Annotated in this window: 21 protein-coding genes and 1 tRNA gene; 4 read left to right on the top strand and 18 right to left on the bottom strand. The window is 64.3% G+C overall.

Translation table 11 applies throughout. From position 1 onward, the window contains the following. Positions 1-238: 238 nt before the first annotated feature. The 5 genes from IAE34_RS20830 to plsB all read right to left on the bottom strand — a co-directional run bounded on the left by IAE34_RS20830 (position 239) and on the right by plsB (position 5,324). Positions 239-312 (bottom strand) — tRNA-Gly (locus IAE34_RS20830). A 190-nt stretch (positions 313-502) separates the two neighbouring features. Further along, positions 503-1,384: an alpha/beta fold hydrolase gene (locus IAE34_RS20825; RefSeq protein ID WP_200140835.1), complete on the bottom strand. Its 882-nt coding sequence runs from the start codon at positions 1,382-1,384 to the stop codon at positions 503-505. Between the two features lie 209 nt (positions 1,385-1,593). Next, positions 1,594-2,280 (bottom strand): DUF4197 domain-containing protein, encoded by a 687-nt coding sequence (locus IAE34_RS20820; protein ID WP_200140834.1) that lies wholly within the window; start codon positions 2,278-2,280, stop codon positions 1,594-1,596. A 32-nt stretch (positions 2,281-2,312) separates the two neighbouring features. After that, positions 2,313-2,711, bottom strand: coding sequence for a YbaY family lipoprotein (locus IAE34_RS20815; protein ID WP_200140833.1), 399 nt, complete (start codon positions 2,709-2,711; stop codon positions 2,313-2,315). A 126-nt stretch (positions 2,712-2,837) separates the two neighbouring features. After that, positions 2,838-5,324: a glycerol-3-phosphate 1-O-acyltransferase PlsB gene (gene plsB, locus IAE34_RS20810; RefSeq protein WP_200140832.1), complete on the bottom strand. Its 2,487-nt coding sequence runs from the start codon at positions 5,322-5,324 to the stop codon at positions 2,838-2,840. A 230-nt stretch (positions 5,325-5,554) separates the two neighbouring features. Between plsB and IAE34_RS20805 the strand changes: the two genes are divergently transcribed. Continuing rightward, a complete protein-coding gene (locus IAE34_RS20805) occupies positions 5,555-5,764 on the top strand; it encodes a cold-shock protein (RefSeq protein WP_200140831.1) in 210 nt (69 codons plus the stop codon). Between the two features lie 57 nt (positions 5,765-5,821). Here IAE34_RS20805 and IAE34_RS20800 read toward each other — a convergent pair whose 3' ends face one another. The 4 genes from IAE34_RS20800 to IAE34_RS20785 all read right to left on the bottom strand — a co-directional run bounded on the left by IAE34_RS20800 (position 5,822) and on the right by IAE34_RS20785 (position 10,906). After that, positions 5,822-6,196, bottom strand: coding sequence for a hypothetical protein (locus IAE34_RS20800; protein WP_200140830.1), 375 nt, complete (start codon positions 6,194-6,196; stop codon positions 5,822-5,824). A 1-nt stretch (position 6,197) separates the two neighbouring features. Next, positions 6,198-7,028 carry a putative RNA methyltransferase gene (locus IAE34_RS20795; protein WP_200140829.1) on the bottom strand — a complete coding sequence of 277 codons (831 nt, stop codon included), beginning with the start codon at positions 7,026-7,028 and terminating at the stop codon, positions 6,198-6,200. Beyond that, positions 7,028-8,179 carry a succinyl-diaminopimelate desuccinylase gene (dapE, locus tag IAE34_RS20790; protein WP_200140828.1) on the bottom strand — a complete coding sequence of 384 codons (1,152 nt, stop codon included), beginning with the start codon at positions 8,177-8,179 and terminating at the stop codon, positions 7,028-7,030. Before dapE ends, IAE34_RS20795 begins: the two co-directional genes overlap by 1 nt. A 135-nt stretch (positions 8,180-8,314) precedes the next feature. After that, the gene (locus IAE34_RS20785; protein WP_200140827.1) at positions 8,315-10,906 is read right to left on the bottom strand and encodes a glycosyltransferase; all 2,592 of its coding nucleotides are present in this window, start codon (positions 10,904-10,906) and stop codon (positions 8,315-8,317) included. Between the two features lie 276 nt (positions 10,907-11,182). On the opposite strand from IAE34_RS20785, the gene tcdA reads away from it, so the two are divergent. Then, positions 11,183-11,992, top strand: a complete 810-nt coding sequence (gene tcdA / locus IAE34_RS20780; RefSeq protein ID WP_200140826.1) for a tRNA cyclic N6-threonylcarbamoyladenosine(37) synthase TcdA — start codon at positions 11,183-11,185, stop codon at positions 11,990-11,992. 39 nt (positions 11,993-12,031) lie between these two features. Here tcdA and IAE34_RS20775 read toward each other — a convergent pair whose 3' ends face one another. The 6 genes from IAE34_RS20775 to IAE34_RS20750 all read right to left on the bottom strand — a co-directional run bounded on the left by IAE34_RS20775 (position 12,032) and on the right by IAE34_RS20750 (position 17,078). Continuing rightward, complete coding sequence (locus IAE34_RS20775) at positions 12,032-12,442, bottom strand: SufE family protein (RefSeq protein WP_200140825.1); 411 nt, start codon at positions 12,440-12,442, stop codon at positions 12,032-12,034. After that, positions 12,439-13,644: an aminotransferase class V-fold PLP-dependent enzyme gene (locus tag IAE34_RS20770; protein ID WP_200140824.1), complete on the bottom strand. Its 1,206-nt coding sequence runs from the start codon at positions 13,642-13,644 to the stop codon at positions 12,439-12,441. Before IAE34_RS20770 ends, IAE34_RS20775 begins: the two co-directional genes overlap by 4 nt. Positions 13,645-13,749: 105 nt before the next feature. Further along, complete coding sequence (gene dapD, locus IAE34_RS20765) at positions 13,750-14,784, bottom strand: 2,3,4,5-tetrahydropyridine-2,6-dicarboxylate N-succinyltransferase (RefSeq protein WP_200140823.1); 1,035 nt, start codon at positions 14,782-14,784, stop codon at positions 13,750-13,752. A 36-nt stretch (positions 14,785-14,820) separates the two neighbouring features. Continuing rightward, positions 14,821-15,168, bottom strand: coding sequence for an ArsC family reductase (locus IAE34_RS20760; protein WP_200140822.1), 348 nt, complete (start codon positions 15,166-15,168; stop codon positions 14,821-14,823). Positions 15,169-15,396: 228 nt separating this feature from the next. Then, on the bottom strand, positions 15,397-15,702 hold the full coding sequence (locus IAE34_RS20755) for an ArsR/SmtB family transcription factor (RefSeq protein WP_200140821.1): 306 nt from the start codon (positions 15,700-15,702) through the stop codon (positions 15,397-15,399). A gap of 251 nt (positions 15,703-15,953) precedes the next feature. Next, on the bottom strand, positions 15,954-17,078 hold the full coding sequence (locus tag IAE34_RS20750) for an alkene reductase (protein WP_200140820.1): 1,125 nt from the start codon (positions 17,076-17,078) through the stop codon (positions 15,954-15,956). Positions 17,079-17,459: 381 nt separating this feature from the next. Here IAE34_RS20750 and IAE34_RS20745 point away from each other — a divergent pair, with 381 nt between their 5' ends. Then, the gene (locus IAE34_RS20745; protein ID WP_200140819.1) at positions 17,460-19,106 is read left to right on the top strand and encodes a Na+/H+ antiporter; all 1,647 of its coding nucleotides are present in this window, start codon (positions 17,460-17,462) and stop codon (positions 19,104-19,106) included. Between the two features lie 6 nt (positions 19,107-19,112). Here the strand turns inward: IAE34_RS20745 and dapC are convergent, their stop codons facing one another. Genes dapC through map form a run of 3 tightly spaced genes read right to left on the bottom strand, consistent with a single transcriptional unit; the run spans position 19,113 to position 23,839 of the window. Continuing rightward, entirely contained in the window at positions 19,113-20,312 is a 1,200-nt protein-coding gene (gene dapC / locus IAE34_RS20740; protein WP_200140818.1) for a succinyldiaminopimelate transaminase, read from the bottom strand. A gap of 21 nt (positions 20,313-20,333) precedes the next feature. After that, positions 20,334-23,033: a [protein-PII] uridylyltransferase gene (locus IAE34_RS20735; RefSeq protein WP_200140817.1), complete on the bottom strand. Its 2,700-nt coding sequence runs from the start codon at positions 23,031-23,033 to the stop codon at positions 20,334-20,336. A 23-nt stretch (positions 23,034-23,056) separates the two neighbouring features. After that, a complete protein-coding gene (gene map / locus IAE34_RS20730) occupies positions 23,057-23,839 on the bottom strand; it encodes a type I methionyl aminopeptidase (RefSeq protein WP_200140816.1) in 783 nt (260 codons plus the stop codon). A gap of 272 nt (positions 23,840-24,111) precedes the next feature. Between map and rpsB the strand changes: the two genes are divergently transcribed. Beyond that, positions 24,112-24,849, top strand: coding sequence for a 30S ribosomal protein S2 (rpsB, locus tag IAE34_RS20725; protein WP_039579597.1), 738 nt, complete (start codon positions 24,112-24,114; stop codon positions 24,847-24,849). Positions 24,850-25,015: the final 166 nt, after the last annotated feature.

Below are 25,015 nucleotides of genomic sequence, written 5' to 3'. Positions count from 1 at the left end.
CGGAGGGAGTGGCAGGGGTATCGGATGAGCTTTTTGGGATTTATTGGGCGGCAGCAAGCTGGAGGTCTGCTCATCGATTCGTCATTTCGGACAACGTCGACGGTGCACCAAAATTTGGTGACTCTAGGTGGCTTCTGGTGAGGTTTGGGTAGGGATTTGGATGCTGGGGGAAGAGATTGTGATGGGGGGCTGGGATCGGGGAAATCCCCTAGAGGGCCCGGAAATACTGGCTAGAAGCTGGAGCGGGTAGAGGGAATCGAACCCTCACCGATTGCTTGGGAAGCAATAGTTGTACCATTCAACTATACCCGCTTATCTCGTCTCGGCGGTGCACCAAAGTGGCGTGTCCAATAAGAACCCTCAACTAAAGCTTGGGAAGCTTTCGTTTTGCCACTAAACTATACCCGCTTCGCAGCCCAACTTTTTACCAGAAGCCAAGGCTCATTGAAAGGCCGAACGTTAAAAACTTTGCGGATATCTGGCTGCAGGGTGTTCCGGCTGCTCACCCCGCCAGCGCCCGATGCTCCGCCATCCCCCATTCGCACTGCCAGCGCCCAGTGGCAGGCTCGAGAAAATCCAGCATCGCCCTGCGGGTGTCATCGCACGCCGCCTTGTGCTCCATGTCCAGAAAATGTCCGGCATTGCTGATTACGCTGAACTGACTCCTGCGCACATGTCGGGCGAATTGTCGCGCATCCTCGGCCGTGGTGTACTCGTCGCGCTCGCCGTTGACGAACAGCACGGGAATGGCGATGTTGCGCGCGCGCTCCAGCGCCCGTGGCAGGTCGTGACCGATCACCTGTTCGATATGAAAGTGCATCTGCGCGTACTCGTGACTGTCCAGGCTGCTGACGTGACGATAATTGAAGCGCTTGACCAGCGATGGCAGGTGTTTGCCGATGGTCTCGTTGACCAGATTGCCCACCCGCGGGCGATCGCAGGCCGACAGGTGCAGGCTGCCGCGCTCCAGGTAGTCACGCATCGGTCCGTTGATCACCGGCGAGAACGAACCGATGATCGCCCGGCTCACCCGCTGCGGCTGGTAGGCCAGGGCCAGCAGCGTGCAGGCCCCACCCCAGGAAAACGACAGGACGTGATCGGCCTGGAAGTGCTCGATCAGCTCCAGCAGGATGTGCGCCTCGGTTTCCTTGCTGATCAGCCGCTCATGGCGATTATGCGGCTTGGACTTGCCGGCGTAGGGCTGGTCGTACAGCACCACGTTGAGCTGCGGATGCAGGTTGCGCACCGTCTGCGCGAACGACGCCGTCGTCGCCAGGGATCCATTGACCAGCACGACCGTGTGCTGCGCCGAGGCTGCGCGATGGAACTGCGTGTACACCCGGTACTGACCTTGAATATCGAGTACGGCGATTTCTGGCCTCATGTCATCGACTCCTGGCCCTAAGAAGGGCATTCGCGTTGTCACCAGCGCTGTCGAACAGGCTGCGCGGACCCTCAGGATGCAGATGCGATGTGACAGCCAGGCGTTCGCCTGTGGAGGCGGTATCCTCCCGGACAAGCCTCCATGGCGAAGGCCCTGTCGCACCGAAGCCCACACCCGACGGCAGGGCAAGGGCTTCGGCCGCTAGGGCGTCAGAGCGCGCCGAAGACTTTCTTGGCCAGGCTGGTGGCCGCCTGTGCAGGATTTTCGCGAATGCTCTGCTCCTGCTTGGCGATCATCTCGAACAGACCGTCCAGGGCTTTCTCGGTCACGTAGTTCTCGAGGTTGGCGTCATCCTTGATCAGGCCCAGCCCCTTGGCCTGGCCGGCGAAGCTGTTGTACTGCTGGGCCAGGCCGACCTTGTCGGTGGCCTGCTTGACGATGGGCAGGAACTTGGCGCGGATCTGCTCGCGGCTGCTCTTGTCCAGGTATTGGGTCGCGGCCTCCTGGCCACCGCTCAAGATGCCCTTGGCGTCGGTCACGGTCATCTTCTTCACCGCGTCCACCAGAATGGCCTGTGCCTGGGGCACCGCCGCTTCGGCCGCCTTGTTCATGCTGGTCTCGAGCGCCTGGACCTGATCGCCCTTGCCGAACATCTTCATGGCCTGGGCGGCCTTGCCCAGCTTGCCGGGCAGCTCGATGCGCACGTCGGGGTTGTCGCTGAAACCGCCCGGCGTGCTCAGTTGCTTGACGGCGATCTGCGCGCCCTGGGTCAGGGCATCCTTGAGGCCGCCGGCGGCGTCCTTCTGGGACAGGTCGCCTAGCGACAGGGCGAAGGCACTGGCCGACAGCACCAGGCCGGCGCACAGGGTGGTCAAGCGCAGGGAATGACGGGTCATGGGAAATTCCTTGTGGGCAGAGTGAATCGGAGTCAGCGAACCGGATCGACCTTGATCCGCACGGGCTGCGGATCCTTGCCGTCGAGGTTGACGCCGTGGTGCTCGGTGTTGATGAACAGCAGCCGGCCATCGAGTTCGATGCGTGCGCTCACGGCGTAGCGATGGCCGGGCTGCAGCTCGCGGGGGTCGTACTGGAGGTGGAAGGGCAAGGGCACGTTGCCCTGTACCGGACCCGATTGCCTGGCCAGGATGCGCGCCGGGGCATCGGCCAGCGATACGTCCTGCAGGCTCACCTCGAGGGTGGCGGCAGGCGGCAGTGCCATGCGTTGCAGGTAGAACACTTCACCGTCCAGATGCGCGGGGGTGGGTGTCGTCGAGTGGCTGCAGGCCGCGAGCAGCATGGAGGCGCACAGTGTGGCGAGGGTTTTCATGGCGGTTTCGCTATCCTAGGCGTGGCACAGGGCCGATTTCACGACTTTAGCGCAATGCCCGGGCGAGAAGGAAACCCAGGCCGTAGGCCTTTTCGCGAACTTGCTCGGCGAAAAGGCCACACTGGCTCAGACGATGGCCATCTCGCCGGTCTCGTCCTGATGCAGCGCAACCTGGCGGATCGACAAGCGCAGCTCGGCCGACAGCACCCGCTTGGCGACACCTTCGGACAGCTCGCCAAGCTTGTCGTGGTAACCCAGCTTGCCGCGTTCGTCGGGGTGCAGCACGCCTTCGCTGATCAGCGTCTGGATGAAGTGGCGGAACAGGGTCTTGTCGAAGAACTCCGGGGCATTGAGGCCATGCAGGATCGACAGGCGCTGGGCCATGGTCACGCACAAGCCTTCCAGTTCCTCGGCATCCAGGCTGTGCTGCCCACTGTTGAGCAGCAGGGAGGTGGCCATGTAGAACCGTTGCAAGGTCTGGGTGATGGCCCGGGCCAGCAGGGTGAGCATGACGAACTGGCGCGAGCTGGGCGCCGGACGCAGGTACACCCCGTCCTCCTGACGCAGTAAACCTTGCTCCACCAGCGCCGCCAGCCACTGGTCGATCGCCTCGTCGAGCTGCTCGGGCGTCCAGCGCAGGAACAGTTCGGCCTGCAGGTACGGGTACAATGCCATCACGTACTGGCCCAGCAGCTCGCGGTTCATCCGCGCACTGCTCATGAAGAAGCTCGCCAGCAGCGCCGGCAAGGCGAAGATGTGCAGGATGTTGTTGCGGTAGTAGGTCATCAGCACCGCATTGGCTTCGTCCAGATACAGGATGCGGCCCAGTGCGTCCTTCTGCTCGGCGAGCAGTTCCATGCCCCGCACGTGCTCGATCAAGGTGCGACCGTCGCCCTCGGGCAGGGTGATGTGCGAGGAGTAGGGCACCTGGCGCAACAGCGTCAGGTACAGGTCCAGCACGCGGATCAGCGCCCGCTCGTCCAGCGCCAGGCGGCTGGTGGACAGCAGCGCCAGGGCCACCAGGTTGACCGGATTGATCGCCGCCGCGCCGTTCAGGTGGCGGGCCACCGTCGCCCCAAGGCGGCTGGTGGTTTCGTTGAGCCAGGCCGGCCGGAATTGCGGTGCCAGTGCCTGTTCGCGCCAGTCCGGCTGCTGCTGGTCGAGGAAGGCCGCCAGGTGGATGGGTTCGCCGAAGTTGACGTACACCTCGCCGAAGCGCTGACGCAGCGCGCCGATGACCTTGAAGATGTCGAAGATCGACTCTTTCTTCTTGCTCGCACCGCGCAGCTCGCCCAGGTAGGTGCGGCCCTCCAGCACCCGCTCGTAGCCGATATACACCGGCACGAAGACGATCGGGGTGCGCGAGGAACGCAGGAAGCTGCGCAAGGTGATGGCCAGCATGCCCGGACGCGGTTGCAGCATGCGTCCGGTGCGCGAGCGTCCACCCTCCACGAAGTACTCCACCGGGAAACCCTTGGTGAACAGGGTGTGCAGGTACTCGTTGAACACGGCGGTGTACAACGGGTTGCCCTTGAACGTGCGGCGCATGAAGAACGCGCCGCCACGGCGCAGCAGGCCGCCGATCACTGGCATGTTGAGGTTGATGCCAGCGGCGATGTGCGGGGGTGTCAGGCCGTTGCGAAACAGCAGGTAGGACAGCAGCAGGTAATCGATGTGGCTGCGATGGCACGGCACGTAGATCACTTCGTGACCCGGGGCGATTTCCTGCACCTGCTCGATGTGGTTGACCTTGATGCCGTCGTAGATCTTGTTCCAGAACCAGCTGAGCACCACTTCCAGGAAGCGGATCGCGGTGTAGGTGTAGTCCGAGGCGATCTCGTTACCGTAGTGCAGGGCCTTGGCTTCGGCCTTGGCATAGGGGATCTTCTCGCGGTCGGCTTCCTCGCTGATGGCCTGGCGCACCAGCGGATCGTGGACCAGACCCTTGACCAGGTTGCGGCGGTGCGAGATGTCCGGCCCGATCACGGCGGTGCGCAGGTTGCGAAAATGTACGCGCATCACCCGCTGGGCCATGCGCACGGTGCGCTCCTGGCCTTTGTTGTGCTGCACCAGCTCACGCAGGTGGATCGGCGCGGAAAACTGCACACGGGTCTTGCGGCCCAGGATCAGTACGGTCAGCAGGCGGCGCAGGCGTCCGGTGACGGCCCAGCTGTCGGCGAACAGCAGCTTCCACGGGCTGTTCTCGCTGGCCGGGGTCTGGCCCCAGAACACGCTCACCGGAATGATCTGCGCGTCTTCCTCGGCGTGCTGGCCGAGCGTAGCCACCAGACGCTCCAGAGTAGGCGGCGCGCCGCTTTTGTCCTGGCGCCCGAGCCAGTCCGGATCGGGAGTGAGGTAGAAGAAGGCCGCCGGCTCGTGCAGGGGGCCTACGGCCACGGGCAGTACGGGACGCGGCAGCCCCGCCTTGGTGCATTCGCGGTCGAGCACCGCCAGGTCGGTGAGCGAGGGCGAGGGCAGGGCATAGAACACCGGCCTGCCACGATCGAGGTTGAGGGTCAACGACGACTGGTTGATGGTTTCGGAGCGCACCCACAGGTACAGGACGCGACGCAGGGCACCGAAGATCAGGCGGCGCAGGGGAGAACGGGTCATGGGGTGTTTGCCCTGGAAAGAAGAATCAGGAGATAGACCAGCACGTTAGGCTGCCGTATCGGCATAAGTTCAGCTAAAAGCATCGTCGAGGCGCTGTCATCATATTTTTTTGTCGCCCGTCATGGAGTCGGTCCGCACCTTGCAGGAAATTTCCGCGAGCTGCGTAGGTAGAGGCTGGAGATCCTCTGCCTTCACAGTGAATTCGAAAATAAAAACCTGGAGTGCTGCAGATGTCGTCTCGTGAGACTGGGAACGTGAAGTGGTTCAACGATGCCAAGGGTTTTGGCTTCATACAGCGTGACGGTGGGGCGGATGTGTTCGTTCACTACCGCGCGATCCGTGGCGAGGGCCATCGTACCCTGGCCGAAGGACAGCAGGTGGAGTACTCCCTGATAGAGGGTCAGAAGGGCTTGCAGGCCGAGGATGTGGTCGGGCTCTGAGCAGGGGATTGAGTGACTAGCTACTAGAGGCTAGTAGCTAGCGGCTCGCGCCTGCGCTCAGGTGCGCCAGGTGATTTCCTCTTCACCGTCGGCGCTGATGCGGATCCAGCGGTCGGCGTCTTCTTCGCCGTCTTCCTCTACCCAGCTACCCGGCGCGCAGCGCACTTCCACGTTCAGTGCGGCGAACGCGGCCCTGGCGCAGGCGACGTCATCGGCCCAGGGCGTCTGGTCGCTTTCCAGGTACAGGCTGTTCCATTTCCCTACAGCCTTGGGTAACCAGGTGACCGGAATGTTACCGGCCGTGCATTTGTAGGTCTGGCCCTTCTGTGCCCATTCGCTGCACGGGCCCAGGGCCTGGGTCAGCCAGGCGGCGATCCGCTGGTGATCGACGTCGGCGTCTTTGAGGTAGATCTCGATATCGGGTTGGCGCATCTCAGGTCTCCGGGTGCGCGTCATCGTGGCGCACGAAATAGTCATAGCGCATGGAAACCGTGACTTCGAGCGCGGCTGCCTGTTCGACGACCCGCGCGCGCTTCTCGGCGCTGGCGCGCCAGCCGTGCGGGGTCATGGCCAGCAGGTCCGCGCGAGCCTGGGCTTCGCGCAACGTCAGGGTGAATTCCAGCACCTCGCCGTGGGCATGCTGCATGCCCTGCGGTACCAGGGCCAGGTGCTTGTCGTCGGCATAGGGACGTACCTCGTCGTACAGCAGGCGGCGAAGCTCCATCAGGTGGCCGCTGGTAGGACCGACGCGCATCAGACCGCCCCCTGGCGCCAACAGGCGTCTGGCTTCCTGCCAGTCCAGTGGGCTGAACACGCTGGCGATGAAGCCGCAACTGGCATCGGCCATGGGCACCCGTGCCATGCTGGCGACCATCCAGGTCAACTGCGGCGCGCGGCGGCAGGCGCGCTTGACCGCTTCGCGCGAAATATCCAGGGCATAGCCGTCGGCGGCAGGCAGGGCCTGACCGATCTGCGCGGTGTAGTAGCCTTCACCGCAGCCGATGTCCAGCCACGTCCGGGGTGAGTGTTCGGCCGCCAGCTGCGCCAGGCGCGCGGCCACCGGCGCGTAGTGCCCGGCGTCGAGGAAGTCGCGGCGCGCCTGGACCATCGCCTGGTTGTCGCCAGGATCGCGGCTGTTCTTGTGCTGCACCGGCAGCAGGTTCAGGTAGCCCTGGCGGGCGCGGTCGAAGCGATGACCGGCCGGGCAGGCCACGCCTGTGTCGAGCGGCGCCAGGGGCGCCTGGCAGAGAGGGCAGGCGAGCATCAGGCGAGCAACCGCACCAGGGTCTGGTAGTAGATTTCGGTCAGCAGGTCCAGGTCGCTGGCCAGGATGCGCTCGTCCACCTGGTGGATGGTGGCGTTGACCGGACCGAGTTCCACCACCTGGGTGCCCAGGGTGGCGATGAAGCGGCCATCGGAAGTGCCGCCACTGGTGGAGGGCCGGGTTTCACGCCCGGTGACCGCCAGGATGCTCGACGACACGGCGTCGAGCAGCTCGCCCGGTTCGGTGAGAAACGGCAAGCCCGACAGGGCCCAGTCGATCGACCAGTCCAGCTGGTGCTTGTCTAGGATGGCCGCGACTCTACCCTGCAGGCCCTCGACCGTCGACTCGGTGGAGAAACGGAAGTTGAACAGGGCGGTCAGCTCGCCGGGTACCACGTTGGTGGCACCGGTACCGGCATTGAGGTTGGAGATCTGGAAGCTGGTCGGCGGGAAGAAGGCGTTGCCCTCATCCCAGTGCTCGGCGGCCAGTTCCGCCAACGCCGGTGCCGCCAGGTGAATCGGGTTGCGCGCCAGGTGCGGGTAGGCCACATGACCCTGCTTGCCGCGCACGGTCAGCTGGGCGCCGAGCGAGCCGCGTCGGCCGTTCTTGACCACATCGCCCAGCAGGTCGGTGCTCGAGGGTTCGCCGACGATGCACCAGTCCAGGCGTTCGTTGCGCGCCTTGAGCCGTTCGATCACCGCCTTGGTGCCATGGTGGGCCGGGCCTTCTTCGTCGCTGGTGATGAGGAAGGCGACCTTGCCGCGGTGGTCGGGGTGATCGGCCACGAAGCGTTCGCAGGCGACCACCATCGAGGCCAGGCTGCCTTTCATGTCGGCAGCGCCTCGACCGCAGAGCATGCCGTCGGCATCGATCAGCGCATCGAACGGTTCATGCTGCCACTTCTGCACGGGACCGGTGGGCACCACGTCGGTATGTCCGGCGAAGCACAGCACCGGCCCATCCTGGTTGCCATGGGTGGCCCAGAAGTTGTCGACGTCCTCGATGCGCATTGGCTCGAGCTGGAAGCCCACGGCGCCCAGGCGCTTCATCATCTGGGTCTGGCAGTCGGCGTCGAGCGGGGTCACCGAGGGGCGACGGATCAGGTCGCAGGCCAGTTGAAGGGTAGGCGAGAGCTCGGCTGGGGCCGTCATGGGGTACTCCGGGCAAGGCAGGGCGGAAAATGCGAGGGGCGTTATCTTATATCAAGTTGCGGGTTCGGGCATGGCGGATTGGGCCGATCGCCGGACCGCCCTGCCTTACGGCAGGGCTCGTCCAGCCACCTTCGCTCAGGCCGCCTGGGTCTGCACGCCCGTTCCGACCGGTTTGGGCCGCGACGACAGCAGGGCCATCACCAGCGCCGCCAGGTAGGGGAGTGACTGCACCAGCAGCATCGCCACCCAGAAGCGCATGTCCGAACTGGGCAGGCCCTGCACCAGGCAGATGCCCGCCGCAGCGCTCCACAGCAACAGCATGATGAAGAGCTCCTCCCGGGCTTCGGAGAGCGCCACCAGCAGGCCATGGCTGTCGGCGTTCTTCGGTGTGCGGAAGAATGGCATACTGCTGGTGAAGAAGCCGTACAGCACCGCCTTGGCGATGGTGTGCGACAGCGCCAGGCCCGCCAGGGCCGCCGCGAAGGCATCGCGCAGGTCCACGCCCACTGCCCGACGATAGAGGAACACGATCTTGCCGACCTTGAAGAAGAACAGCGCCAGTGGTGGGATGGCGAAGATCATCAGTGGCGGATCGACGCGGTGCGGCACGATGATCATCGCCGCCGACCAGAGCAGTGCGCCGACGGTGAAGAAGATGTTCATGCCATCGGCGATCCACGGCAGCCAGCCCGCCAGGAAGTGATAGCGCTGGCCACGGGTCAGTTCGCTGCCCTTGCCGCTGAGCAGGGCGCTGGCATGGTGCTTGATGATCTGGATGGCGCCATAGGCCCAGCGGAAGCGCTGCTTCTTGAAGTCGATGAAGGTGTCGGGCATCAGGCCCTTGCCGTAGCTGTTGTGGGCGTAGGCGGCCGACAGGCCTTTCTCGAACACCCGCAGACCCAGCTCGGCGTCTTCGCAGATGCACCACTCGGCCCAGCCCAGCTCCTCCAGCACACTGCGCCGGGTCATGGTCATGGTGCCATGCTGGATGATCGCATCACGGTCGTTGCGGGTGACCATGCCGATGTGGAAGAAGCCCTTGTACTCGCTGTAGCACAGTTTCTTGAAGGCGCTTTCGTGCTGGTCGCGGTAATCCTGGGGCGATTGCACCACGGCGATCTTCGGATCGGCGAAGTGCGGCACCATGTGCTTGAGCCAGTTGCGGTCCACGCAGTAGTCCGAGTCGATCACCGCGATCACCTCGGCGTCCTTGGCCGTGTGCGGAATCAGGTAGTTCAGGGCGCCGCCCTTGAACCCGGCCAGGGGCGCGACGTGGAAGAAACGAAAGCGCTCGCCGAGCTTTTCGCAATGGGCCTTGAGCGGCTCCCAGACGGCCGGGTCCTTGGTGTTGTTGTCGATCACCAGCACTTCGTAGTCGGGATAGTCCAGGGCCGCGAGCGCGTCCAGGGTCTGTTTGACCATCTCGGGCGGCTCGTTGTAGCAGGGTACGTGCACCGACACCTTCGGCCTGTAGGCCGTGTCGCCTTGCACTGGCAGGAATTCGCGTCGACGCTTGTGGGTCCACACCGCTTCAGCCAGCTCATGGGCTTCGGTGAGCAACACGATGAACACCCCCAGCGCGCCCAAGGCCAGCAGCACGCCCACGGTGAGGCTGAACCAGGTGCTGTACTGCTGACTATAGTCATAGGCGATCCACACCAGGACCGAACCGCACAGGAACGTGATGAAGGTCAGGAAGGTCCGGCCACGCTGGCGCAGCGCCGAGCCATCGATCAGCAGCACCGTCAGGGCGATCATCGCCAGCACCACCGAGGCCACCGCCAGGGCGCGCCACTGTGGAATGGCCACCACCGGGCCTTCGAAGTTGAATTTTTGCTGGCGTTCGGCATTGAACACGCCCCAGTAGGCGCCCACCGAACCTTCGTCACTGGCCTTCCAGGGTTGGTCGTAGGCTTCGATCACGAAGTAGTTGAAGCCGCGACGGTTCAAGGTATTGACCAGCGTGCGCAGGTAGATCGCCTGATCGGCCTGGGTCGCATCGGCGCCGCCACGCATGCGGCCATTGCTCGGCCAGCCGACCTCGGACAGCAACAGCGGCTTGCGCGGGAACTGGTGACGCAGGTCGCGGGCGCGGTCCAGCACGAATTGCACCGAGTCGCCCACAGGCACGAATTCCCAGTAGGGCAGGATGTGCGCGGCGATCAGATCGACGTGCTTGGCCAGCTCCGGGTGGGCTTTCCAGATGTGCCACTGCTCACTGGTGGTCACCGGCACCTTCACCGCCGCGCGGACCCGATCCAGGTACTGGATCATGGCTTCGGGGGTGACCTCCTCGCGGAACAGCGCTTCGTTGCCCACCACCACGCGCACCACACTGCGCGAACTGTTGGCCAGGCCGATGGCCTTTTCGATTTCGCGCTCGTTGCGTTCCAGGTCGTTGCTGATCCAGATACCGAGCGTGAGCCGCAGGCCCAGCTCCTCGGCCAGGTGCGGAATTTCCGCCTGGGTGCCTTCGACGGTGTAGATGCGAATGTTGTCGGTGAGCTTGCTCAGTTGCTCCAGGTCCTGACGCATTTCGTCTTCACTGGGGTACTGACCCTTTTGCGGACTTTCGCCCAGCCGAAACGGCGAATAGGAAAAACCGGAGATCTGCTCCGGCCAGGCGGGCGCCGACACCGGGCGATTGATCAGCGCCCAGAAGCCGGTGAACAGCGCGGCGATGGCCAGGACCACTACCAGGTTGAGGCCGAGTTTGCGTGAGGACATAGGTGCTAAAGCTTCCAAGCGTGAGGCCGGCCAATGCCGGGGCGATTCCAGGTTCGGGCGATGAGCGTCAGTGCCCGAGTCACAATTTGACATTAAAGCAGGGTCGATAGTTATGCCAGTCGAGTGAGTGTCTTTGCTGGCAAGACGCACCAGGGCGGGGTCACCAAGTCACCTTCGAGGGACTGCGCAGCTGCTCAGCAGGCCCGGACGTCAACCGGCGCCCACCCTTGGCTGTGCTTGCCCTATAATATGGCCCGGTTTTTTCGGGGCAACAGCATGAGTACAGAAGATCCACGCTTCGCCGGCGTCGCCCGGCTGTACGGCGACCTGGGCCTGCAACGCCTGCGCCAGGCCCACGTCGCCGTGGTCGGTATCGGTGGCGTGGGTTCCTGGGCAGCGGAAGCCCTGGCTCGCAGCGGCGTGGGCGAAATCAGCCTGTTCGACCTGGACGATGTGTGCGTCAGCAACACCAACCGCCAGGCCCATGCCCTGGAGGGGCAGGTCGGGCGGCCCAAGGTCGAGGTCATGGCCGAGCGCTTGCGCGCGATAAATCCAGCCTGCAGCGTGCATGCGGTCGCCGATTTCGTCACCCGCGATACGTTGGCCGAGCTGATCACCGAGGAGATGGACTGCGTCATCGACTGCATCGACAGCGTCCAGGCCAAGGCCGCGCTGATCGCCTGGTGCCGTCGCCGCAAGATCGCCATCGTCACCACCGGTGGTGCCGGTGGGCAGATCGACCCGACTCGAGTCCAGATCGCCGACCTGAACAAGACCTTCAACGACCCGCTCGCCTCGCGGGTGCGCTCCACCCTGCGCCGCGACTACAACTTCTCGCGCAACGTGAGCCGCAACTACGCGGTGCCGTGCGTCTTCTCCAGCGAGCAACTGCGGTATCCCAAGGGGGACGGCAGCGTGTGCCTGCAAAAGAGTTTCGTCGGCGATGGCGTACGGCTGGACTGTTCGGGTGGCTTCGGTGCGGTGATGATGGTGACCGCCACTTTCGCCATGGCGGCGGTCAGCAAGGCGGTGGAAAAGCTGGTCGCGGGCGCGCGACGCCCGTCGGAGCGGGTCAAGCCGGAGTGATGGCTTGCCGGACCTGCCGTGTAAAGCAGGCCCGGCGTATCACGGCTGGCGGATAAGCTCGGCCATGCGCTGCAACACAGCGTGCAAGCCGTTGCTGCGCGAAGGCGATAGCTGTCGCTCCAAGCCCAGCTGGGTGAACCATTCGCGCAGGTCCAGCCCGGCTAGCTGCTCCGCAGTGAGGTCCTGCACGCGTGCCAACAGCAGCGCCAGCAGCCCGCGCAACACGCGCGCATCGCTGCTGGCCCTGAACTGCCAGTGGTCGCCGACGCGCTTGGCCACCAGCCATACCCGACTTTCGCAGCCATGCACCCGATTGGCCTCGCACTGGTCGGCCTCATCCAGCGGCTGAAGCCGTTCGCCCCACTGCATCAGCAGGCGCGCACGCTGTTCCCAGCCCTTGGTCTCGGCGAAGCTGGACAGTGCCTCCTGGGCGGATACCGGCAGGCTCATCGCAGCAGCTCCAGGCCCTGGTCCAGTGCATCGAAGAAACGCTGCAGATCGTCACTGTCGTTGTACAGGCCTAGCGACACCCGCAATGCGCCCTCCAGCCCCAGCCCGTTCAACAGCGGCATGGCGCAGTGATGACCGGCGCGCACGGCGATGCCCTGTTCAGTGAGCAGATGGGCCAGGTCGGCGTTGTGCACGCCCTCGACGACGAAGCTGGCCAGCGCCGCCTGCGGTGCGCCGAGCACGCGCACACCCGCGCGCGCTTCCAGGCCTTGCAGCAGTTGACGATGCAGCAGCGCTTCATGGGCCGAGATCGCGGCCGGGTCGAGACTGGCGAGGTAGTCCAGGGTCGCCCCCAGGCCGATCACGCCGGCGATCGGCGGGGTACCGGCTTCGAATCCCAGCGGGGCCGGACGAAAGCTGGCTTCGTGATAGTCGGCCAGGTGCAGCATTTCTCCGCCGAATTGCCAGTGGCGCAGTTGCCGCAAGGCGTTGCTACGGCCGTAGAGCACGCCGACGCCATCAGGCCCGTAGAGCTTGTGGCTGGAAAATACGTAGAAATCGCAGCCCAGATGCTGCACGTCGGGGCGGCCATGAACCACCCCTTGGGCGCCATCCACCACACTGAGGGCACCCTGGGCCCGAGCATGGGCGAGCAGCCCCGCCAGCGGCTGCCAGGTGCCGAGCACGTTGGACAGTTGGCTGACGGCTAGCAGGCGGGTGCGCGGACCGATCAGTTGCATGGCCTGATTCAGGTCGATCTGCCCCTGGGCGTTCACGGGCAGGATCACCAGGCGCAGTTGGCGGCGCTGGGCCAGTTGCTGCCACGGCAAGAGGTTGGCATGGTGCTCCAGTGCGCTGACGGCGATCTCGTCGCCGGCTTCGAAGCCGTGCTCGAGCCCGTAGGCCAGCAGGTTCAGCGCCGAGGTGGCGCCCTGGGTGAAGATGATCTGTGCACTGTCAGCTGCGTTGATCCAGGCGCCGACCTTCGCCCGACTGGATTCGAAGGCCTGGGTCGCCAGCGCGCCTGGCAGATGCTGGGCACGGTGCACATTGGCGGCCCCGCTGAGGTAGTACTGGTTCAGCGCGTCGAGCATTGCCTTGGGCTTCTGCGTGGTAGCAGCGCTGTCCAGGTAGGTCTGGTGCTGACGTTGCAGCGCGTCGATGGCAGGAAAGTCGGCGCGCCAGGGAGAAGGCTGGAACATGAGTGCGAGGCCTGGAATGAAAAACGGGTCTGGCAGTGACTGCCAGACCCGATCTTAGCATTTCGAACCCATCGGGTTCGCTGGTGTGGGCCTGTCGCCCGTCACTCAGTTGTGGGCATGCAGCGCCTCGTTCAGCTCGATGGCAGACTTGTGGGTCTTGCACTCCACGGCGCCGTTGAGCGAATTGCGGCGGAACAGCAGGTCGGTCTGGCCTGCCAGGTCCCGGGCCTTGACCACCTTGACCAACGCATTGTTCTCGTCGAGCAGGTTCACCTTGGTGCCCGCAGTGATGTACAGGCCTGCTTCGACGGTGTTGCGGTCGCCCAGCGGAATACCGATGCCGGCGTTGGCGCCGATCAGGCAGCCTTCGCCGACCTTGATGACGATGTTGCCACCGCCGGACAGGGTGCCCATGGTCGAGCAGCCGCCGCCCAGGTCCGAACCCTTGCCGACGAACACGCCGGCCGAGACGCGGCCCTCGATCATGCCCGGGCCTTCGGTACCGGCGTTAAAGTTGACGAAGCCCTCGTGCATGATGGTGGTGCCTTCGCCGATGTAGGCGCCCAGGCGCACCCGCGCGGTGTCGGCGATGCGCACGCCGCTCGGTACCACGTAGTCGGTCATCTTCGGGAACTTGTCCACGGAAATGACTTCCAGCAGCTCGCCCTTGAGGCGAGCTTCGAGCTGCTGTTCGGCGAGTTCGGCCAGGTCGATGGCGCCATGGTTGGTCCAGGCGACATTGGGCAGCAGCGGGAAGATGCCGGCCAGGGAGACACCGTGCGGCTTCACCAGGCGGTGCGACAGCAGGTGCAGCTTGAGGTAGGCCTCGGGCGTGGAGGCGAGCGCGGTGTCCTCGGCGATCAGCGTGGCGACCAGCGGCTTGTGGCTCTCGGCCAGGCGGGTCAGCAGCGCGTGCTGGGCCACGTCGATGCTGCGCACGGCGTCGGCCAGCTGGGCGGCCTGGGCCGGGCTGAAGGCGAGGGCCTGGTTGCCGCCTTGGTAGCCGAGGATCGGGCTGATCGCGGCGACCAGTTCGGCGCTCGGGACGATCAGGGGTTGAGCGTAGAAAACTTCCAGCCAGGTGCCTTGGCGGTTCTGGGTGCCGACACCGAAGGCCAGGCTGAACAGGGTGGTGGACATGGGATTACCTCGTGCAGAAAGGGGTATGGAGCGAATTCAGGTGAGCGCCGCGGCGTACTGGTCCGGCTTGAAGCCGACCAGCGTGCGGTCGCCCAGATCCAGCACCGGGCGCTTGATCATCGACGGCTGGGCCAGCATCAGTTCGATGGCCTTGGCCTGATCCAGGTCGGCCTTGCTGGCCTCGTCGAGTTTGCGGAAGGTGGTGCCAGTGCGGTTGAGCACGACCTGCCAGCCATGCTCGTCGCACCAGCGTGTCAGGCTGTCACGGTCGATGGCCTGGGTCTTGTAGTCGTGGAAGGCGTAGCCGATGGCGTGGTCATCCAGCCAGGTACGGGCCTTCTTCATGGTGTCGCAGGCTTTGATGCCGTAGAGCGTATATGCCATTGAATGCCAGGGCCGTCGGCGGTGCCGTGCCGACCCTCTACTCCTTGAGGAATGGGTTGGCCGATTATGCGGCAACGCTGCCCTTGGCGCCACGGCTGGCTGCCCACCGGATTGGAACGCTTTGTGTCATACCCGCATCAGTGACATGCGCCGCGTCGACCCGACGGTGTGCGCCGCTAACTGAGCGACACGGCTGGCGCACACCCCGCGCCGTGCCCACGGCGAGCTTCAGATGGTGCCGGACAATCGCTCCAGGAATGCGGCGATGTTACCTTCGTCCCGCTTGTAGTAGGTCCAGGGCCCGATTCGCTGCGATGTCACCAGGCGAGCTCGCTGAAGGGCGGTGAGATAGAGTGAAATGGTCGACTGGGAAAGCCCTACGCGCGCCTGAATGATGCTGACGCACACACCCACCTCATCGGGGTCGACTTCTTGCTCGGGGAAACTTTTGCGAGGCTCTCGGAGCATCGACAGAATCTGCAGACGCTTGGGGTTGTCGAGCGCTTTCAGGGCTTCGCTCAGTTCTACGCTCATCTTGCACACTCCAGGGTTCATCCAGGCTGGTCGATTCGATCCGTGACCCGCCTCGATGAAGAGCTAGCCCACGGGCTTTTCACGCGACGGTCTCGCATCCTCATCGGCAGCGACCGTGGTCGAAAAGGCGGTTATGAAATCCATGCTATAGCAATATTTAGATATGTCATGTTTTCGCTGCCGCCTGCCGTGAGCAGCCTGAGAAGTGGCCTGGCCTTCACGGCCTCGTGCAGGCACCCCTGGGCACTGCTTCAGGCGTTGTAGGTGGGGTAGTCGGTATAGCCCTCGTCGGTGCCTCCGTACATGCTGGGGGGGTCGACGGGGTTGAGCGGCCAGCCATTGGCGATGCGCTCGGGGAGGTCTGGGTTGGCAATGAAGGGACGACCGAACGCGATCAGGTCGCCCCACCCTGAGTCGATGACTCGCACCGCACGCTCGGCGGTGTATTTGCCCGCGTACAGGATGCGACCTTCGAAGGCGCGACGAACATCATCACGGAACGCTTCGGGCAGTTCGGGCGCATTTTCCCAGTCCGCCTCGGCGAGGGACAGGTAAGCGATGCCGATTTCCTGCAGCACCTTCACTGCTTCGAGGTAGGTCTGGTGAGGGTCGTCTTCCACAAGGCCCAGGTACACGCGGTCTTCGTCGGTGGTCTCGAACAGCGGCGCGAAGCGAACACCGGTGCGGTTCTTTCCCACCACATCGGCGACGGCCTGGGTGACCTCACGCAGGAAGCGCAGGCGATTGCTCAGGGAACCACCGTATTCGTCCTCACGCCGATTGGAGTGCGCCGAGATGAACTGGTTGACCAGGTAGCCGTTCGCGCAGTGGATCTCCACACCATCGAAGCCCGCATCGAGCGCGTTACGTGCCGCCTGGGCGTAAAGCTTCACCAGCTCCTTGACTTCAGCCGTGGTGAGCGCACGGGGCATGGAGGGGGCGGCCAGCGTCCCTGCGCCTGGGCCGGTTTCGATGAACACCTTGACGCTGTCGGCAGCGATGGCCGAGGGCGCTACCGGCGCCTGTGCATTGGGCTGCAGCGAAGTGTGGGAAACCCGACCGACATGCCACAGCTGGGCGAAAATGATGCCACCCTGCGCATGCACGGCATCGGTGACTTTTCGCCAGCCCTGGATTTGCTCAGGGCTGTGAATACCTGGCGTCCACGCATAACCCTGGCCCCGCGGCTCGATTTGAGTTCCCTCGGTGACCATGAAGCCTGCTCCGGCGCGTTGCCGATAATAAGTTGCCATCAGGTCGTTCGGAATGTTGCCCGGCTGACTGCTGCGAGAGCGAGTCAGAGGCGGCAGCACGATGCGGTTCTTCAGGGTGTAGGGGCCTAGGTCGGTGGGGGTGAACAACACGGAGTCTTTCAATTTGAAATACCTATATATCTAGAAAAACAGATTCAAAGCGGCCTGTTGCGCGTGAGGTGACGCCCAGCAGCTGCGTCATCTGGCGCTCGCCAAGCTACGTCCCTGTGCCTCATTCGCGATGGACGGACCCGCCGCAGCGCCTGTCTGGCGTCAGGTGTGAAGGGCTGAAGAATAATTTCAATATCGAGATATGTCAATATCGTGATTTTTATATGTTGACTTAGTCATCGTGGTTTTGGCTGAGCGGCTATGTATCAACCCACGCCCCACATTCCAGGATCGTACGCTCGCGCGATTTCGCTTTAACATATTGTTTCAAAGGGCGACATCGCTCTATGCGATCTCGCCACGCTGTACTTCAATCCCGAGGAGCCCTGTCGTATGCAGTCAGCCTATACCGTCCTGATCCTGCTGATGCTCGTGAGCGTCTCCAAGCTGGTCGGACGGGTGCTCCCTGTTCCGTTGCCACTGGTACAGATTGGCGCAGGTGCGCTGCTGGCCTGGCCGACCCTGGGCCTGCACGTGGCGCTGGACCCGGAACTGTTTCTTTTCCTGTTCCTGCCGCCGCTACTGTTCGCCGACGGCTGGCGCATGCCCAAGCGCGAGCTGTGGCGGCTGCGCGGTCCGGTCGTGGGCCTGGCGGTGGGCCTGGTGCTGTTCACCGTGGTCGGCGCGGGCTACTTCATCCACTGGATCCTGCCGAGCATTCCATTGCCGGTCGCCTTCGCCCTGGCGGCGGTGCTGTCGCCGACCGATGCGGTCGCGGTCTCGGCGATCACTCAGGATCGCCTGCCCAAGCCGCTGATGCACATGCTCCAGGGTGAGGCGCTGATGAACGACGCCTCGGGCCTGGTGACTTTCAAGTTCGCCCTGGCGGCGGCTATCACCGGGGTATTTTCCCTGGCCGACGCCAGCCTGAGCTTCGCCTTGGTGGCCATCGGCGGCCTGGCCGCAGGTGTGGCGCTGAGCTGGCTGGTCGGGCGCCTGCGCGCCTGGATGATCGCCCGCGGCTGGGACGATCCGGCTACCCACGTGGTGTTCATGCTGCTGCTGCCATTCGCCGCCTACGTGCTCGCCGAGCGCCTGGGCGTGTCGGGCATTCTCTCGGCCGTGGCAGCAGGGATGATGCAGAGCTGGCTGGACTTGCTGCCGCGCCAGACCAGCACGCGACTGCTCAACCGCAGCGTGTGGTCGCTGCTGGAATTCGCCTTCAACGGGCTGATCTTTCTGCTGCTGGGTCTGCAACTGCCGGACATCGTCAAGGCGGTGGTCAGTCACGAGACGTCCCTGTGGCCCACGTTGGCCTGGCGCTGCCTGGACGTGATCGCGATTTTCGTGGCCTTGGTGCTGCTGCGGTTCATCTGGGTGCAGAGCGTGTGGCGTGCGATCGGCGCGCTGCGGCGCTGGCGCGGCAAGCCCGCCTTGGTGATGGTGCCCAGCGCACGCTCCTGCTGGCTACTGACCCTGGGTGGCGTACGCGGCGCGGTGACACTGGCCGGCGTCATGTCGGTACCCTTGCTGATCAGCGCCGGTCATGCCTTTCCCGAGCGCGACCTGCTGATCTTCATCGCGGCCGGGGTGATCCTGTTGTCGTTGATCAGCGCCTGCATCGCCCTGCCGCTGTTGCTGCGCGGGGTCACCCTGAGCCCGGACGAGCGCCTGCACGAGGAGGTGAAGGAGGCGTGGCGCCGCACGGCCGAAGCCGCCGTGCACGCGCTGGAAGCGGAGGACGTAGTGGATGCCGATGCTGCCCAGGATGCTGCCCTGGCCACTCAGGCGGTCGAGCTAAAGGCGCGGCTCATGGCCGAATACCGCGACCAGTTGCAACGCTACAACGACAGCGCGGAAGCGCGCGCCCTGGCCGAGCAGATGAACCTGCTGGAGCGGCGCCTGCGCCTGCGTGCGCTGCGCGCCCAGCGCCTGGAACTGTACAGCCTGCATCGCCAGCACCTGGTGGGCGATGACGTGGTGCGTCAGGTGCTGGGTGAGCTGGACATGAACGAGGCGAACCTGGGCGCAGTGCGCTGATGGTGCTCAGCCATGCGCCTGGAGGAAGCCGCGAATCCGCTCGGCCGCCTCGATGCACTCGGCCAGCGATGCCACCAGCGCCATGCGCACGCGCCCGGCGCCGGGGTTGACGCCCTCCACTTCGCGCGACAGGTACGAGCCCGGCACCACGGTGACGTGCTCGGCCTGGAACAGGTCGCGGGTGAACTGGGCATCGCAGCCCGGCACCTTGGCCCACAGGTAGAAGCTGCCGTCCGGGCGCTGCACGTCCATGACCGGTTGCAGGATCTGCAACACGGCATCGTACTTGGCACGGTACTGGTCGCGGTTGGCCCGCACGTGGGCTTCGTCCTGCCACGCGGCGATGCTGGCCAGCTGGGTCTGCAGGGGCATCGCGCAGCCATGATAGGTGCGATACAGCAGGAACGGCTTGATGATCTCGGCGTCGCCGGCGACGAAGCCCGAGCGCAGGCCCGGCAGGTTGGAGCGCTTGGACAGGCTGTGGAACACCACGCAGCGCTTGAAGTCGCTGCGGCCCAGCTCGGCGCAGGCGCTCAGCAGTCCTGGAGGTGGCGCGTCCTCGTCGAAGTACAGCTCGCTGTAGCATTCGTCGGCGGCGATGACGAAATCGTACTGGTCAGCGAGCGCGATCAGTTGCTTGAGGGTTTCCATCGGCACCAGCGCGCCGGTCGGGTTACCTGGCGAGCACAGGAACAGGATCTGGCAGCGCTTCCACACCTCGGTCGGCACGGCAGCGAAGTCGGGGTTGAAACCGTTGTCTTCCAGGCAAGGCAGGTAATGCGGGGTGGCGCCGGCCAGCAGGGCCGCGCCTTCGTAGATCTGGTAGAAGGGATTGGGGCTGACCACCAGCCCGTCGTCGCTGCGCTGCACCACGGCCTGGGTGAAGGCGAACAAGGCTTCGCGGGTGCCGTTGACCGGCAGGATGTGGCGCTCGGCATCCAGCCACCCCTGTGGCACGCCGAAACGACGTTCGCACCAGTGTCCAATCGCCTGGCGCAGGGCGGGAAGCCCCAGGGTGCTGGGGTAGACCGCCAGCTTGTCGAGGTTGTCGGCCAGGGCCTGGGCGACGAACGCCGGGGATGGGTGCTTCGGCTCACCGATCGACAGGGCGATGGCGCGCTTGCCCGACGGCGGCTCGACACCGCCCAGCAGGGCGCGGAGCTTTTCGAAAGGGTAGGGCTGAAGCTGGGTCAAGGCATGGTTCATCGGCGCAAGGTCTCGTAATCGTCAGAAGGTCACGCGGGTGGCGCTGGTGTCGTTGGCCTGGCCGGCCTGCAACTGCTGGACGATGGCCTCTTGCAGGCGGCGACACAGGTTGGGGTCGGACAACGGCTGGTTGTCGGCGTCGGTGATGAAGAACACGTCTTCCACGCGCTCGCCCAGGGTGGCGATCTTGGCGTTCTGCAGCGACAGGTCGAACTCCAGGAAGATCCGCCCCAGGCGTGCCAGCAGGCCGGGACGGTCCGGAGCGGTGATCTCGAGGATGGTCACCGGACGCTGTGCATCGTTGTGGATGGTCACCTGGGGCGGGAAGTTGAAGTGCTTCAGTTGGCGCGCAACGCGGCGCTGGATGATGGTCGGGTAGTCTTCGGGGTTGCGCAGCGCTTCGGTCAGGCCCTGGCGGATCTGCTTGACGCGCTGCGGATCGTCACCGATCGAGCCGCCATCGTTATCCAGCACGATGTAGGTGTCGAGAGTGAACTGGCTGCTGGAGGTGATGATGCGCGCGTCGTGGATGTTCAGGTTCAGCTGCGCCATCGCCGCCACGGTCACGGCGAAGAAGTCATGCTGGTCGGGTGCATAGATGAAGATCTGCGTCCCGCCTTCGAATTCGCGCTGGGTGGTTTCCTTGATCAGCACCAGCGGCCCGCCGTCGGCCGGCTGCTGCAGGATCGCGTCGCTGTGCCAGGCCACGTCGGCGGCGGTGTGCTTGAGGAAGTAGTCATCGCCCAGTTGCGACCAGAGCTGCTCGACGTCGTCCGGGTCGGTGCCCTCGCGCACCAGGATGTCCAGCGCAGCGCTCTGGGTCTGGCGAATCTGCTCTTCGCGGTCCAGCGGGTTTTCCAGGCCACGGCGCAGGGCACGCTTGGTCTCGGTGTACAGCTGACGCAGCAGGCTGGCGCGCCAGGAATTCCACAGGCTGGGATTGGTGGCGTTGATGTCGGCCACGGTCAGCACGTAGAGATAGTCCAGGCGCGTCTCGTCACCGACGTGCAGGGCGAAATCGTGGATCACCTGCGGGTCGGAGAGGTCCTTGCGCTGGGCCGTGGTGGACATCACCAGATGATTCTGCACCAGCCAGACGATCAGTCGCGAATCCCAGGCCGGCAGCTGGTGGCGCTCGCAGAAGGCGCGGGCATCCACGGCGCCGATATCGGAATGGTCGCCCTGGCGGCCCTTGCCGATGTCGTGATAGAGGCCGGCCAGGTAGATCAGCTCGGGTTTGGGCAGGCGGCCCATGAGCTTGCTGGCCAGCGGGAATTTCTCCGACACCGGTGTGTACTGCAGCTTGCGCAGGTGCTTGATCAGGTTGAGGGTGTGCGCATCGACCGTATAGATGTGGAACAGGTCGTGCTGCATCTGCCCCACGATCAGGCCGAACTCCGGCAGGTAGCGACCCAGGACGCCATAGCGGTTCATGCGACGCAGGTTGCGGTGGATGCCGACTTCGCACTTGAACAATTCGATGAACAGGCTGGTGTTACGAATGTCGTGGCGGAACTTGTCGTCGATCAGGTGGCGCTGCTCGCGCAGCTGGCGCACCGTGTCGGCGCGTACCCCCTTGATTTCCGGGTGCTGGGCCATCAGCACGAACATTTCCAGCATGGCGAAAGGCGTGCGCTTGAACACGGTGGCGCTGACCGCTTCGATGTAGCCGTCATGGACCCGGAAGCGCGCATTCAACGGCTGGGTGCTGCCGCTGTCGTCGGCCAGGATCACTTCCTCGAAGTGCTGGATGATCAGGTCGCACAGTTGGCTGATGCTCATCACCACCCGGTAGTACTGCTGCATGAACTGCTCGATGGTGCGCTTGGGACTCTCGTCGCCGTAACCTAGCAGGGTGGCGACGCTGCGCTGGTGGTCGAACAGCAGGCGGTCTTCGGCGCGGCCGGCGAGCATGTGCAAGGCGTAGCGCACCCGCCAGAGGAAGGCCTGGGAGGAGGCCAGCAGTTCGTTCTCGCTCTCCAGCAGGAACCCCTCGCCAGCCAGTGCATTGAGGTTGAGTGTGCCGTACTGGCGACGCGCGACCCACAGCACGGTCTGGATGTCGCGCAGCCCGCCGGGCGAGCCCTTGACGTTGGGCTCCAGGTTGTACTCGGTGTCGTTGTACTTGTGGTGGCGGGCCTGGAGTTCGGCGCGCTTGGCCAGGAAGAACGCCTTGCCCGGCCACATGTGCGAGGTGCCGGTGACCTCCAGCATGCGCTCGCGCAGGCGTTCGGGGCCGGCCACCGTGCGGCTCTCCATCAGGTTGGTGATCACCGTCAGGTCGGCGCGTGCCTGTTCGGCGCATTCTTCCACGCTGCGCACGCTCTGACCGACTTCCAGGCCGATGTCCCACAACAGCGTCAGGAAACGCTCGATGGCCTCGCGGTATTGCTCATGGTCGGCGCGTTCCAGCAGGATCAGCAGGTCGATGTCCGACCAGGGATGCAGCTCGCCACGGCCGTACCCGCCGACCGCCACCAGGGCGATACCACTGAGGTCGCCCCAGTCGAACTGCCCCCATGCCTGCTGCAGGATATTGTCGACGAACCACGCGCGATCCTCGATCAGGCCGCGGATCTCGGCGCCTTCCCTGAAACGCCGGTCGAACACCTCGCCGGCCTGGCGCAAGGCCTTCTTGAAGGCGGGGATGGGGCTTGCCTTGAGCGCCAGTTCCGCCTGGAACTGGCCACGGTCGAACAGCTCTGGGTCCACCTGGGGCATCGGGTCGCCTTCCTGAGTTCGAGTCACGCCGAGGTACGGGGGATGGTGTCGTCTTTGCGCAGGGTGAAGATCTCGTAGCCGGTGGCGGTGACCACCAGGGTGTGCTCCCACTGGGCCGACAGCTTGTGGTCCTTGGTCACGGCGGTCCAGCCGTCGCCCAGCACCTTGGTGTCGGCCTTGCCCTGGTTGATCATCGGCTCGATGGTGAAGGTCATGCCTTCCCTGAGCTCCATGCCCGTACCGGCCTTGCCGTAGTGCACGATCTGCGGCTCTTCGTGGAACACCCGGCCGATGCCATGGCCACAGAACTCGCGAACCACCGAGAAACCGTTCTTCTCCGCATGCTTCTGGATCACTTCGCCGATGTCGCCCAGGCGGCAACCTGGCTTGACCAGCTCGATGGCCTTGTACAGGCATTCCTGGGTCACCTGGGACAGGCGCTCGGCCCAGGGGGCGACGCTGCCGACGTGGAACATGCGGCTGGTGTCGCCGTGGTAGCCGTCCTTGATGACGGTGACGTCGATGTTCAGGGTGTCGCCATTCTTCAGCGGCTTGTCATTGGGGATGCCGTGGCAGACCACGTGGTTGATCGAGGTGCAGATCGACTTGGGAAAGCCCTTGTAGTCCAGCGGTGCCGGAATGGCCTGCTGCACGTTGACGATGTAGTCGTGGCACAGGCGATTGAGGGTCTCGGTGGTCACGCCAGGCTTGACGTGCTCCTCGATCATTTCCAGGACGTCGGCGGCCAGGCGGCCAGCGATGCGCATCTTCTCGATGTCTTCTGCGGTCTTGATGGTAACGGTCATACAGGCTCTCTACGGCGCGACGTTGCGCGCGACAAAACGGGAAAGGCGCCATTCTACCAGAGCTGGGGGCAGCGGGCTGCATGGTCTGCCAGCACAAGCTGCTTCCTCCTTTCGCAGCCCTGTGGTATAACATGCGCCGCTTTCGGGGGTGTCCCCGCGAGCACCAACCCACACACGTGTCGACACGATGGCCTGGGTGCCCGGGATCTATGGATCCGCGGGTTGGTCATTGGGATACGTGGAGGCCCAACCCGACTTATCAAGGAACTATCATGTCCCAAGTCAACATGCGCGATATGCTGAAGGCCGGTGTGCACTTCGGCCACCAGACCCGTTACTGGAACCCGAAAATGGGCAAGTACATTTTCGGCGCGCGCAACAAGATCCACATCATCAACCTGGAAAAAACCCTGCCGATGTTCAACGACGCGCTGTCGTTCGTCGAGCGCCTGGCCCAGGGCAAGAACAAGATCCTGTTCGTCGGCACCAAGCGTTCGGCCGGCAAACTGGTCGCCGAGCAAGCGGCTCGTTGTGGCTCGCCTTACGTCGACCACCGCTGGTTGGGCGGCATGCTGACCAACTACAAGACCATCCGTGCTTCGATCAAGCGTCTGCGCGACCTGGAAACCCAGGCCGACGATGGCACCTTCGCCAAGCTGACCAAGAAAGAAGCCCTGATGCGTTCGCGCGATCTGGAAAAGCTGGATCGCAGCCTGGGCGGCATCAAGGACATGGGCGGTCTGCCTGACGCGCTGTTCGTCATCGACGTCGATCACGAGCGCATCGCGATCACCGAAGCCAACAAGCTGGGCATCCCGGTCATCGGCGTCGTCGATACCAACAGCAGCCCGGAAGGCGTCGACTACATCATCCCAGGCAACGATGACGCCATTCGCGCCATCGAGCTGTACATGACTTCGATGGCCGATGCCGTCATCCGCGGCCGCAACAACGTTGCCGGCGGCACCGAAGTCTACGCTGAAGAAGCGGCGGCACCAGCGGCCGAGTAATTGCCGCCTGGCGTCTACTTGGCACGCGAAAAGGGGGCTTGGCCCCCTTTTTGCCACCTGAAATCCTTCTGTCAGCCGGCATGCGCCACACTCGCCGGGCAGAAGCGATGACAGGGAACCACCGATTTGAACGCCCGTGTTGCACGGGTGGAATGGTTGAAAAACT

This window comes from Pseudomonas sp. S30 (assembly GCF_016518545.1).
Lineage (GTDB): Bacteria > Pseudomonadota > Gammaproteobacteria > Pseudomonadales > Pseudomonadaceae > Aquipseudomonas.
Note: the sequence above shows the minus strand (reverse complement) of the source record. Positions and strands in the feature narration are given on the sequence as shown.

What these genes read in the sequence shown, in the direction of transcription:
- IAE34_RS20770 (WP_200140824.1), bottom strand. Translation starts at nt 13,644, where the DNA reads ATGTTCCAGCCTTCTCCCTGGCGCGCCGACTTTCCTGCCATCGACGCG.
- IAE34_RS20735 (WP_200140817.1), bottom strand. Translation starts at nt 23,033, where the DNA reads ATGCCCCAGGTGGACCCAGAGCTGTTCGACCGTGGCCAGTTCCAGGCG.
- IAE34_RS20825 (WP_200140835.1), bottom strand. Translation starts at nt 1,384, where the DNA reads ATGAGGCCAGAAATCGCCGTACTCGATATTCAAGGTCAGTACCGGGTG.
- tcdA (WP_200140826.1), top strand. Translation starts at nt 11,183, where the DNA reads ATGAGTACAGAAGATCCACGCTTCGCCGGCGTCGCCCGGCTGTACGGC.
- plsB (WP_200140832.1), bottom strand. Translation starts at nt 5,324, where the DNA reads ATGACCCGTTCTCCCCTGCGCCGCCTGATCTTCGGTGCCCTGCGTCGC.
- IAE34_RS20760 (WP_200140822.1), bottom strand. Translation starts at nt 15,168, where the DNA reads ATGGCATATACGCTCTACGGCATCAAAGCCTGCGACACCATGAAGAAG.
- IAE34_RS20775 (WP_200140825.1), bottom strand. Translation starts at nt 12,442, where the DNA reads ATGAGCCTGCCGGTATCCGCCCAGGAGGCACTGTCCAGCTTCGCCGAG.
- IAE34_RS20785 (WP_200140827.1), bottom strand. Translation starts at nt 10,906, where the DNA reads ATGTCCTCACGCAAACTCGGCCTCAACCTGGTAGTGGTCCTGGCCATC.
- IAE34_RS20755 (WP_200140821.1), bottom strand. Translation starts at nt 15,702, where the DNA reads ATGAGCGTAGAACTGAGCGAAGCCCTGAAAGCGCTCGACAACCCCAAG.
- dapC (WP_200140818.1), bottom strand. Translation starts at nt 20,312, where the DNA reads ATGAACCATGCCTTGACCCAGCTTCAGCCCTACCCTTTCGAAAAGCTC.
- IAE34_RS20805 (WP_200140831.1), top strand. Translation starts at nt 5,555, where the DNA reads ATGTCGTCTCGTGAGACTGGGAACGTGAAGTGGTTCAACGATGCCAAG.
- IAE34_RS20795 (WP_200140829.1), bottom strand. Translation starts at nt 7,028, where the DNA reads ATGCTCGCCTGCCCTCTCTGCCAGGCGCCCCTGGCGCCGCTCGACACA.
- IAE34_RS20820 (WP_200140834.1), bottom strand. Translation starts at nt 2,280, where the DNA reads ATGACCCGTCATTCCCTGCGCTTGACCACCCTGTGCGCCGGCCTGGTG.
- IAE34_RS20745 (WP_200140819.1), top strand. Translation starts at nt 17,460, where the DNA reads ATGCAGTCAGCCTATACCGTCCTGATCCTGCTGATGCTCGTGAGCGTC.
- rpsB (WP_039579597.1), top strand. Translation starts at nt 24,112, where the DNA reads ATGTCCCAAGTCAACATGCGCGATATGCTGAAGGCCGGTGTGCACTTC.
- map (WP_200140816.1), bottom strand. Translation starts at nt 23,839, where the DNA reads ATGACCGTTACCATCAAGACCGCAGAAGACATCGAGAAGATGCGCATC.
- IAE34_RS20800 (WP_200140830.1), bottom strand. Translation starts at nt 6,196, where the DNA reads ATGCGCCAACCCGATATCGAGATCTACCTCAAAGACGCCGACGTCGAT.
- IAE34_RS20815 (WP_200140833.1), bottom strand. Translation starts at nt 2,711, where the DNA reads ATGAAAACCCTCGCCACACTGTGCGCCTCCATGCTGCTCGCGGCCTGC.
- dapD (WP_200140823.1), bottom strand. Translation starts at nt 14,784, where the DNA reads ATGTCCACCACCCTGTTCAGCCTGGCCTTCGGTGTCGGCACCCAGAAC.
- dapE (WP_200140828.1), bottom strand. Translation starts at nt 8,179, where the DNA reads ATGACGGCCCCAGCCGAGCTCTCGCCTACCCTTCAACTGGCCTGCGAC.